This is a genomic window from Anoxybacillus andreesenii (assembly GCF_030813005.1).
In the GTDB taxonomy this organism is placed as follows: Bacteria; Bacillota; Bacilli; order Bacillales; family Cytobacillaceae; genus Robertmurraya; species Robertmurraya andreesenii.
Map to the genome: position 1 here is coordinate 1 of NZ_JAUSTU010000044.1, position 11356 is coordinate 11356.

9 protein-coding genes are annotated in these 11356 nt (G+C 34.6%); 1 reads left to right on the plus strand and 8 read right to left on the minus strand.

Features of this window, described 5'->3' with window-relative positions:
• On the minus strand, window positions 1-230 hold a 230-nt coding region (locus J2S07_RS20975; RefSeq protein ID WP_307152338.1), incomplete at its 3' end, for a helix-turn-helix domain-containing protein.
• Between the two features lie 209 nt (window positions 231-439).
• Here J2S07_RS20975 and hpaB point away from each other — a divergent pair.
• The gene (gene hpaB, locus J2S07_RS20980) at window positions 440-1900 is read left to right on the plus strand and encodes a 4-hydroxyphenylacetate 3-monooxygenase, oxygenase component (protein ID WP_307152339.1); all 1461 of its coding nucleotides are present in this window, start codon (window positions 440-442) and stop codon (window positions 1898-1900) included.
• Between the two features lie 81 nt (window positions 1901-1981).
• On the opposite strand, the gene J2S07_RS20985 is transcribed toward hpaB, so the two are convergent.
• The 7 genes from J2S07_RS20985 to J2S07_RS21015 all read right to left on the minus strand — a co-directional run bounded on the left by J2S07_RS20985 (window position 1982) and on the right by J2S07_RS21015 (window position 11033).
• Window positions 1982-2806: an SAM-dependent methyltransferase gene (locus tag J2S07_RS20985; RefSeq protein WP_307152340.1), complete on the minus strand. Its 825-nt coding sequence runs from the start codon at window positions 2804-2806 to the stop codon at window positions 1982-1984.
• Between the two features lie 80 nt (window positions 2807-2886).
• Entirely contained in the window at window positions 2887-3570 is a 684-nt protein-coding gene (locus tag J2S07_RS20990) for a hypothetical protein (protein ID WP_307152341.1), read from the minus strand.
• Between the two features lie 78 nt (window positions 3571-3648).
• A complete protein-coding gene (locus J2S07_RS20995) occupies window positions 3649-4542 on the minus strand; it encodes an HNH endonuclease (RefSeq protein ID WP_307152342.1) in 894 nt (297 codons plus the stop codon).
• A 485-nt stretch (window positions 4543-5027) separates the two neighbouring features.
• Entirely contained in the window at window positions 5028-6317 is a 1290-nt protein-coding gene (locus J2S07_RS21000; RefSeq protein ID WP_307152343.1) for an AbiJ-related protein, read from the minus strand.
• Window positions 6304-7119 (minus strand): abortive infection family protein, encoded by an 816-nt coding sequence (locus tag J2S07_RS21005; RefSeq protein ID WP_307152344.1) that lies wholly within the window; start codon window positions 7117-7119, stop codon window positions 6304-6306. The genes J2S07_RS21000 and J2S07_RS21005 overlap by 14 nt, the downstream gene beginning before the upstream one ends.
• Before the next feature lie 33 nt (window positions 7120-7152).
• Complete coding sequence (locus J2S07_RS21010; protein ID WP_307152345.1) at window positions 7153-9057, minus strand: UvrD-helicase domain-containing protein; 1905 nt, start codon at window positions 9055-9057, stop codon at window positions 7153-7155.
• 8 nt (window positions 9058-9065) lie between these two features.
• Window positions 9066-11033 carry an ATP-dependent nuclease gene (locus J2S07_RS21015; RefSeq protein ID WP_307152346.1) on the minus strand — a complete coding sequence of 656 codons (1968 nt, stop codon included), beginning with the start codon at window positions 11031-11033 and terminating at the stop codon, window positions 9066-9068.
• Window positions 11034-11356 lie beyond the last annotated feature (323 nt).

Genomic DNA, 11356 nt, shown 5'->3' on the forward strand with positions numbered 1-11356 from the left:
AGAGCAATGCTATCAACTTCTTTTAGCCATACTAATTCCTTTTTTAACTGTGTTAGTTCAGCAGAACAAGAATCGTAGGTTAATCCCTTACCGGTTTCTTTATAGGTATCATTCCATTGTCCCAAAAAGCGGTTGAACACAAAACGACTGCATCCGAGCGTCTTGGCTATGAGGATTTCCTGTTCTTTAGTTGGATACATACGGAATTTATAGGCTTTGTTGGCTAGCATTACCTTCACCTCCTAAGCGAACATATATTCCTATTTTATCATGTGGGGGAGTTTTTAGCTACTGCCAACCGACATTCATCTCCCACTTATCGTTGGGCTATGCCCTTCGCACGATTGAAGAGGGAGTCTTCTGTCGGGAAATAATAAAATAATATAGCTTAGTTAGTTCGTTTTTCGTGAGTTGTTGCAACAAAAGGAGCGAATAACAGATGGGAACCATTAACGGAAAAGAATTTATTGATCGTATAAATAAATTGGAAAATGAAATTTGGTTTGATGGTGAAAAGATTAAGGGGAAAATTTCTGAACATCACGCTTTTAAAGGAATTCTTAAGGCAAAGACTTCCCTTTATGATTTGCAAAATGACCCCGCACTAAGAGAGGAGATGACTTTCTTTTTACCTGATAAGAAAGAGCCTATTGGACTTTCCTATTTGCAGCCGAAAACAAAAGAGGACTTAAAGAGACGAAGAAAGATGATGGAACACTGGGCAAGAATCACTCACGGAATGATGGGAAGGAGTCCTGACTATATGAACACAGCTGTGATGAGCTTCGCTTCCTCTTCTTCCCTATTAAAAGATAGAAAAAATTGTTTTCCAGAAAATATTCAATCCCTATACGAAAGGGCGATGAAACATGACCTCTCGTTTACACATACATTTGTTACTCCCCAGGTGAATCGTTCCCAGCTCTATTTGGGATTGTCTGAGAAGCCTATCTCCGCAAAGGTTATCGAACGAAATGAAAAAGGATTGATTATAAAAGGAGCTCGCCTCCTTGCTACGCAGGGCGGTTTGACAGATGAAGTATTGGTTATTTCTACTTCAAGATTGTCCTTAGACTGTAATGAAGCATTCGCCTTTTTCATCCCTTCAAATACAAAAGGACTAAAATTTATTTGTAGAGAATCGTTTGTAGGAGGAGACTCTTCTTACAATTATCCTCTAAGCTCACGCTATGAAGAGATGGATTCAATTGTTGTCTTTGACAATGTATTAGTTCCATGGGACCGTGTATTTTTTTACGATAATGTCGAAGCAGCAGATGACTTTTTGAATCGAAGCTCTTTTCACACTTTTGCGTACCATCAAGTAGTTAACAGACAAATTGTAAAAACAGAATTTTTGCTTGGTGTGGCACAACTTCTCGTTGAGGCGATTAATGTTGGAGAGTATCAGCATATACAAGAAAAACTTTCGGAAATCATCATTGGTCTTGAAACGATGAAAGCACTATTAGGGAAGTCAGAAAATGATGCAGAATTAGATGAATGGGAATGCATGCGTCCCAGCATGATCCCATTGCAAGTCGCCAGTAACATTTTCCCTAGAATATATCCCCGTTTCAGCGAAATTATCCAATTAATTGGTGCGAGCGGAATGGTTTCCATCCCAACCGAAAGAGACTTTCATTCTGAAATAAGGGCAGATCTAGAGCAATATCTTCAAACCGAGGGTATGAATGCCGAGGACCGAGTTAAACTATTCCGTTTGGCATGGGATCTTACGATGAGTTCATTCGGAACAAGGCAAACCCAATATGAAAGATACTTTTTTGGTGATCCCATTAGACTATCCAGTAGCCTATACAAAAACTATCCAAAAGCTCAACATGTTGAAGAGATTATCAAATTTTTAGACCTAAAAAATGAAAGAACGTCTGATTAAAAAAGTAATATTCAATCGAGCGGGGCGAGAATTACCTTATCGTCCTTCACATTTTGCATGATCGTATCATATTCATATCAATTACTTTGTACAAATAATAAAACTGTTTAAAGACTGCGCATCTCCATTTGGAACATTCATCAGCTCATAATAGCTATTTATCATTGTTTGCAGCATGTCAGAAACGCCATGAAATTCCGAGCGGATACTGTTTGCATAGTCCTTTTCCCACTGCCCATCTTGTAAATAGGTAGCATTAATTGTCGATTGTTTGTCTATTCGATATCCAACTTGTTCAAGCATCCGTTGAATCTGAATTTTATCAAATAGATTTTGAATATTTCCATCGTTATCGACAAAGTTTGAATATAATGCGAGGATCGAAGCAGCATAAAAATGTGAACGCTGTTGCAAGTTTGTAAAATCGAGATCCCATTCAGCAAAGCATAACTTTCTCGTCATCCCACGTATTTTTAGAAAATATTGTTGCAATTCTCTAGGTCTCTTAAAATACCAAGAACAATGGGATAAAACCACTGCATCAAATGTTTCAGTTAACTCAAATGAGCTAAAATCTGTTTCAAAGTGAAATTGAATCCGTCTTCCCAACGCTGAATTCTTTATTCGGTCTGTAGCTTGTCCTAATGTTAACGGTGCCCCATAATCTCGGCTCGCTATATCAATAGCAACAACATGGCCATCCTCCCCAACAGCATCTGCAAGTGCAGCAGTTGTATCCCCTTGGCCACAACCAATTTCCAAAACATGCATCCCTTTTTGAATATCAAAGGCAGCCACTAATTCCAAACGATGTTGCAACTGAATTTGTTGCACAACATCGTCCTCAAACAATTTATAGGTTGATATAAAATCTAATGTATTTTTATTGGGTTCAAATAGTGTCATAATGTTTCTCCATGTTACTCGAAAGTATAAAGTGGTTGCCGGTACTAGCGGCTTTCTTGACATGTTTCTTTACTGTTATTTTAATCTACACACAAAGCTCTTGTACCACCATCTTCTAAACAAGAACTTATATCGTCTTCAGTTATATCCTCACGATATTTATTTCGCTCACGGTCTTTATCAGCTTGAATGGCTTCTGCTTCCGCTTCCGCGTAACCTTCTTTGTAGCCCATTTCATACGTTTCTTGATACTCTTTGTTATAAACTTCTTCATTGTCTTCTAGTTCTTTTTCCGTGAGATATCTTCCGCTTTCTTTTTTATATGCCTTTTCACCAGCAAAAAAGCCGGTAAAATATGCATGATCATATTCTTCATCGTAGCCATCTTTATATCCGTATCGGTAGCCATCTTCATAGCCTTGACGATATTGTTTTATAGCTTGTCCTTTTCCCCATTCAGTAATATAATCACTAGAAAAAAGGACAGCTACGTTTTTAAGACGTTCTTGATATACCTTTTCATAATCTTTTCTATAGACTACTTCTATTTCGTCTTCATGCTTATCTTCATAGCCTTTTTCAGATGCTACTAATTCAGCCGCTACCGTGTATCCCACATCAAATCCATGTTCGGCTCCATCCCTGTAGCCATCGTCATACTCACTTTTCATAAATTCTTGCCATAGATTAAAAATATAGAAAAATACACACAAAAAAAGTGCAATTATAATACTGATAAAAATGATAATTCCTCTCTTAGTCAAAAAACAGTCCTCCATAAAGTTAACTCATTTGGTGAAATTTACAAATTTAATCGAATCGTTCCTGTAACTCACACTCCCTTAACGATATTCGCTTCCTCCACCCCAGATTTCACGGCCACCTGTATGTCCTGTTTGCGCATGAATTTCCTCATCTACAAGCTGTAAAACCCCTGCTTCTTCACTATGATGCCATGTATATCCTTCGGGGGTTTGTCCGTTCGCCAGCGATTGTATATCAGCTTGTGAAAGACCTAACTCACTAGTAAGGTTAGGCTCCCCCTGAATAGCTTGATATAACGTGTCATTGGCTATCCCAAAATGAACCGCATCACTTTCATAATATAAATCTTCTGCTATGATAACAGAGAAATCTGAATCGAATACTGGAAATGTACCAGCGAAAGGCTGCCCATTAACTACAACTTCTTTTTCCAAGAATGGGACACCAGTTTCAGGATGCTCCAAACCTGCTAAACTATCATTTCTGGTGTCTAATTCTTCTGCTTCAATCATATTAGCACCATCTATTAAATCCACAACTCCAACCGCAAGAGTGGAGATCGCAACTACTTTCCCTAGATTTTTCAAACCGCGGATAGTCTTTTGATCATCTCCACTTCGAAATCCAGTATAGGTATTTCCAACATTTTTGGCCGTATATTTAATGGCCGATCCAATACCTTTTATCGTTCTTCCGGTGGAATCTTTCAAATCCTCCAATCCTTGTTGTTTATAATATTCATCTTGTTTAATTAAGCCATATGTACCCTGGACAGCACCATCAACAAATTGTCCTGCATTGTCGAATGCTACTTCTGAGGCAGTCTTAACATTTTCACCGATTTCTTCTATCCATTCACCTGTACTTTCAAATTTCGTTCCAATTGCTTTACCAGTTAGTTTTACCGCTCCCCCAATAAGACCGCCACCAACTGTTCCTATCCCTTTCCCAACTGAACGGAAAACTCCCATACTTTTTTCTCCTCTATTCTTTTATTTTGTACAATCAAAATTCTAGCACTATTTACAATATAAACGATTTATAAGGATGCTTCTATATTAAGATCATTTCTTGTTGTCCACAGGATTAGCATTTCACCTATATACAAGAAACAACAAAAAAGCCAATACTCTGAATTACTCAAAGCATTGACTTTATTTTACATATGATACCGGTGGTCGGGGTCGAAATAGGCCTTTAAGTATTGATTTTACAATGTTTTGTAATTGCTATGTGTAAAATTTGTGTAATATAATTTTGATGTGAACCAAGATGGATGTTTCAACTTCTTATTTCTCCATTATCAACTTGTAAAAGAGCTATCTGTAAAAAATCAATAGCAAGCGCAGTGGAATTTACCGTTTACTTAATTATGTCCGGTTAGTTCAGTGCGTGTTGTTTAGATATTAATAACATATATAGAGCTACGTATCCGGAAAGACTATATTTACATTAATTATCCAATATTCAAATATTGAATTGCAACCGAAATTAATGATAGGCATCTTTTATAAAAATAATCATAGTGTCTATTATCCTCAATATCTGTTTTTGTAGTTTCATGATGACGAATTCTAAAGTTATTACCAATAGCCGTAAGTTCATGAAATTCCTTTTCAAACATCATTTTATACGGTTCTTTGTTGTTACTCATATCGCAAATAATTCTATTTATCGATTTCTTCTTATCTAATGTGGGAGAGTGATATGTTTTCAGTCTTTCAAAAGCGTCCCAGAGTTTTTCAACGGCAATTTTCAAATTTCCTTCATCGTAATACTGAATGGCTTCCTGAAGCAACTCTTTGAGTCCCGCCTCTTCAATTAAAACTAATGTGCTTTTTTTTATATGATTGTCGAACGTGGTTACAATTTTTCCGTTATCTAATTTCAAATCAAGATCATTCAGCTTCAATATTGCATTAAGTTGCGCTTCGAATTCGTTGGAACAGCTATGCTTCACAAAAAGTTCTATCGTATCCATTACACAGAAAGGCGAACTGTGGTATACAAAATCTTGTAGGCTACTGGTTTCCACATATTGCTTTTGATCATTATAGCATTTAGGAGTGTAAAACTGACGTAAATCATTGAAAACTTCTTCACTTATTGAAACATTATACGAAAATCCTGTTTCATCCGTTTTCTGATAGATGTCATTATACTTTTCTAGAAGTTGGTAAATCTGATTTCTTGCATTACGTTTAATAGATAATGATATTCTTTTCTCTTTTATCGCTTTAAAATTTCTTTGAGAGTAAGGAATAAATATACTATTTTCTTCTGATTGAAATATTCTCCACCCATAGACATCCCGGCTAGATATTTTTGCTGCTGGATAAAGTTCGTATCCATCGTTTTGCAATAATATGTTTACCTCTGCAAGAAACTCCTTCCAATATCCTTTTTCAAACCTAACTGCTGGATGAAAAATCTCACAAATAAATTTCAAGTATTTTTCATCGCTACCGTTCTTCAATTGGAATCGTTCATCCTCAAATACCCAACAGGATGGATAATCATCATTGTTTACCGTATGTTGCCAAATGTCACTTTCAGCATCCTGAAACCTTGAATCCAAACTCCGCATACTTTTCAAATCATATAATCTTTTGAGAAAATCAAGCTCATTCATCCGACCAAAATAAGGATAGGTAACTTTTTTTGTTTCAAACCATTCATCTATTTCAATGCCATTTTGAAACAAATCGAGGATATCACGTTTTGTTATCTCACTAATTCGTTTCACGGTTTAAAATACCTCGACTTTCATAAGTGTCCCAAAGAAAACTAACAAGCGTTATGCTACTGCCAACTGCAAGTTTTGCATGTCGCTCTTCAAGTCCTTTATATGTAGCACTTTTCCCATGTCCACTACCATAAGGGTTGCGCAACGCTGCCAAATTTGTAGCTATCGCGCGCAAATTGCCCAAAATAGATTTCATCTCACCAGATGCCGGGGCTGTATCGGGTATATCTTTAGGCATTAACTTGAGAAGTTTAACTGCTGCACCAGTCAACTGACCAACATCCCAGTTTTTTTCCCACACTACTTCATTTTCATCAAGAATAGTTTTACAACAGCTCTCAACCAATTCTTTAGCTTTTCCAATTGCTTCAGTTGGATTTTCAGACTGCATTTTTAACATTAAATCAATCTGTGTAGAAAGATATGTACTTGAAAATTTCTCCTTTAGTTCTACAGCAACAGAAGCAAGAGGGGTATTGTTGTATAAGATTCGAGCCATTATATCTTTGCAGCGGTAATAAGTTTTTGAATACTCGCCGTCGCTTTCAATTTCGTATTCAAAATAGACTTCATAATAATCTAATAAATCTTTTAACAACTTTACTGTGTTGTCGTCTGAAGCCTCATTAATATAAGCCATTAAAGATTTACCCTTAGATAGTTTGTACTTCTCACATAATGGAACCCCAACACTTTCCATTGTAAACACGTCAAAGTCATTTGTAGAGAAATTCAGGACATAACCGCTTCTATTAAACAACTTCATAAAAATTCCTTTTTCGATTTGGGATAGATTAGGCATATTTCGTCCCCTTTAATTTTTCATTTAAAAACATTATACGGTTTTTGTAAGATTTTTTGTTTCTACATTTGCTTCAACTAGAAGATCATATAACGAAGAAATTATAGACTTCGATTGATATGTTGTTTGTAATTTCCTATATTTCATAATTTCTCGGATTTCACTAAACGTAAAATATACTTCTCTTTTCGCTCTAGATAAGGCAACAAAAAACGCTCTTATATCAGAATCTGATTGGCTCCTGAAGCTCCAAAAGGCATCATCCTCTAGACCAATAAAGAATACACATTCATATTCTAATCCTTTACTTTTATGAATAGTCATAATCGGTATACTATAAACCCCTAAAAAATCTTCAATTGCTTTATCCCATTGTCTATGCTCTATATAAGATTCAATTATTTTTTGATGAAATTTTTCCCTAGTATTTTTTAATAAGTTGCCAATCAAATACTTTGGATAGTAATTTTTAAGTTTAATTAAGCTGAAATAATCTATTATTTCATCAAGTATTTGAGGTATTTCATTGTGAATGTCACTTATACTATTTATTTTACCTTTTAATCGGGAAATAAAGTTTTGAAAGTCTTCTTCAATTTCCCACATTGCTTTCAAATCTTCATTATAATCAATTCCATCCAGTTCAGATTTTAGTTTAATAACTTCTTGCCATCTCGTTGGAGAACTTTTAAAAATCGTAAGATAAAGTGTATTTACTATCAACTGAACATATTCTTCTGATAATAGATCTTGATAATCCTTTTCAATCCTTGAATTAATTCCTACATTTTGTAATTCTTCAATAATTCGCTTGGCATAAACACTCTCTTGTTGCTTAACAATTATACATATATCTCGTGGATTAATTGATTGAAGTTTAACACTTAAAAATTTCGCAATGTGCTTTGCTTCTTGAATATAATCATTAAAGGTCCACACTTCACAAACTCCATCATCTTTTGACCATTTATCTGTACACTTTACAGGGGTGGTATTATGACTAATTGCTTGAGATAATACATTTTGTACTTCTATCAATCTCGGAGCAGAACGATGGTTAAAAATTAATTGAAAACCTTTAGCGTTAAAATCAGAAGAATAGGCATTAAATGAATCAGCCATTGCCCCTGCCCAACCCATTATTCTTTGTTTGTCATCACCCACCGCAGTTAAAACAGACCTTGAACCCCAAAATGCTGATTTTAGTAAATCATATTGAACATAAGTTGTATCCTGAAATTCATCTAAAAAAATATGGCTATATGTCAATCTTAGTGCAGTGTTTATAAATGAATTAAAGTTTAATATATATTCTGCTAATCTAGATATCATAGGAAATGTTAATGAACTTTGAAAAGATGAAGTTTCTTTTATCATTATTTTCCATAGTTCTTTTGTTACCCAACCATATAAATCATCTTCTCTTTCGCCAAGTAAATGCAATGGATCTTTAGTTAAACTTCTCACCAGCCGATCCTTTTGTATTTCATATTGCCAATTTGGAAAGTTAGGATGTTCCTTTTTAATATAACCAGTGGCAATATCCATTACTTCTCGATCATTAAAAACGAGGTTATACTCTGCATCCGGACGCCATCCGCTTGGTAACGTTAGTCTAAATCTATCTAGAATGGATTTAGCAAAAGAATCAAATGTTCTGGATTCAAACCTTTTCGCTAAATCGCCCCCCACTCTCTTTTCTACTCTCTTTTTTAAATTATCAGCTGCATCAACCTTAAAACTGATTGCAAGTATCTTTTGGGGATCTTTACATATATTTGTCTCCAATAAATAAGAAGCACGTTGAGCTAACAATTCTGACTTTCCTGCCCCCGGTCCAGCAATTACCAAAGTATTTTCTTGACTCCTTACGACTTGATAAGCAGCTTCTTCTAGAACAATCCCATCTGTTGGTTTCCATAATTCCTCTTTTATCATTAAATCACCTACAAACTAATCAAACTTCTAATTTTATTGATTAATCTTTCGAAGACCTCTGGACACTTTTCTATTAACTCGCTATCGGATAACCTTGCTAGAGCATCAATATGAGTACTTGGTTTACCTCTACCTAAAAATAGGGAGTTGTACCACACCATTAATTCATGTTGTTCCTGTGAATATGTATAACCAGTGGCATTTTCATTTTTGAGTGTAGCTTGAATGGATGATATAACCTTTTTTCTATAACTATCGGGTTCTGTCTCTTTATCTGGTAATCTAGGTCCTATACTCATTGTTTCTTTATACTTGGTTGGGAACCTTTCAAGCATAAGAAAATCAATATCTAAGGGGCTTGAAAAAAAGACATTATATTCTTCTAACATTTCTATCCAAGGCGTTAAAATATCAATATTAATTTTCCACTTATGCATTTTACTGAATTCATCTTCTGATAAAATTCCTTCTTCTGTTTCTAACAATTTATTTCTAGCGTAACCATTTTCAATTAGTTCTTTAATTACATACTTAATCCTACTCCAACCTCCACCACCACGTTCTAAATCTAAATCCAACAAGGTTATATGGGGGATATTTAATTGATTAAGTAATCTCCACATATGGTTTACGTGCCTTCCACCTAATGGAACTACTGAAATCCCTGTGTCATATGAAGAAATTTCCTTTACCTTTAGTAATTTTGGTAGAATTATTTCTTCTGTATCTCCTTCACCTAGTATTACAAGTTTTGCAAAGTAAACTTCTGGGTATGCTTTAATAGCCTCTTTTATATATGTGTATGCATTGGAACTTTTACTTGGAAGTATAATACTGCTAACAACAGTAGAGCATGTAGTTTTATCAATTCTTAAATGACATAACTCTTCTGGTGAAATATTTTTAATTATAGATTCACTATGAGATGTTAATAGAACTTGTGCATTGCTAATTTGCGATATTTCATTTAAGTTTTCTACTACCTTCCCCAACAAATGTGGAGATATATGATTTTCCGGTTCTTCAACAGCTAAAATAGTTAGTGCTGCACCTGAATTTTTTGAAATTTTTTTCTCTACCTCTAATAATGATGAAACTAGGGATAAATAAAATAAAGATTGCAAACCATCACCTAACTTATCTACAGTATAAGGATTAGATTCAACAGATGGTGAAAATTGCACCTCTATTTTACTAAGTATCGATTCCAGTGTAGTACTATTGAATTCAAGTTTAGCCTCATTATAACGTGAGTCACTATGATATTTTTTCCACTGTTCTCCTATAATCTCTTTTATTCCACCTACGCCTTCAATACTATTGAATAAATCATTAACTGGACTCATTTCATCCTTTATTTGTTGGTTCATATCTTCCGGCCAACTGATACTATTTAAGATTCTTGAAAGAATAGTCCCTGATGCGTTCTTTAACTGTTTCATTGGTTCCCTAACAGCAGGAACGTAAAGCATTTGAATTTTGGAACGTTGATGGGGAGATACTGGGAGAAGAGATTCTTCTGTAACTTCCTCACCTTCTGGAACATTTATAAAAAATAAGTTTTGTTGAATATCACCATCAGGAGTATTATCTGAATACCAGTTACCTACTAATCTCATTCTTACATATGGTCTTTGATCTGAAGAATCTATGGTGAAATGTGAGAAAAATGGTGGAACACTGAACTCTCCATCATTCCCCTCATTATCTAGTTCAGGAAATTCAATTTTAACTTCTATGTATAAGTCCAATTCTTTTATTGTGTTTATATCTACATCATTAGCAATATAAAAGTCCCCTTTTACAAGTCTACGTTCACTCTGAGTAACACCAAACATTTTCTGCAGAGCCTGAAGTGCTGCTGTTTTCCCAGAACTATTGCTCCCAATTAATGTTGTAATATCCGATAGATTAATTTGTTTCTCTGTCTTACCAAAACTTCTAAAATTATTTATTTTAAGTTTTGTAATTTTCAATGTAAAGACCCTCCATCTTATACAGTTCATAACGTCATTATTTAACCTAATTATACATTATATTACAATATTCGATATATAAGACTACTCTAAATTGTTATTTTTTAAAACAGAAAATGTAATTAAATTTTAAATTATCATGGATAAACAAGGAAAAGATGGCCCTTGTTTTAAAATTATACAAAAGCCATCTTTTTCTTAATTTTTGTGATTACCTTTTACTAGATACTGTCTGCTGCCACTTTCAATGGCAGTGGTTTTTATTGTTTTAGGAAAATTTTGTGGCGGTACTTTTAGTGGGATTTATGCGACAATGTAGAAAT

Coding starts and splice junctions, on each gene's coding strand:
- hpaB (WP_307152339.1), top strand. CDS start 440: ATGGGAACCATTAACGGAAAAGAATTTATTGATCGTATAAATAAATTG.
- J2S07_RS20985 (WP_307152340.1), bottom strand. CDS start 2,806: ATGACACTATTTGAACCCAATAAAAATACATTAGATTTTATATCAACC.
- J2S07_RS20995 (WP_307152342.1), bottom strand. CDS start 4,542: ATGGGAGTTTTCCGTTCAGTTGGGAAAGGGATAGGAACAGTTGGTGGC.
- J2S07_RS21005 (WP_307152344.1), bottom strand. CDS start 7,119: ATGCCTAATCTATCCCAAATCGAAAAAGGAATTTTTATGAAGTTGTTT.
- J2S07_RS21010 (WP_307152345.1), bottom strand. CDS start 9,057: ATGATAAAAGAGGAATTATGGAAACCAACAGATGGGATTGTTCTAGAA.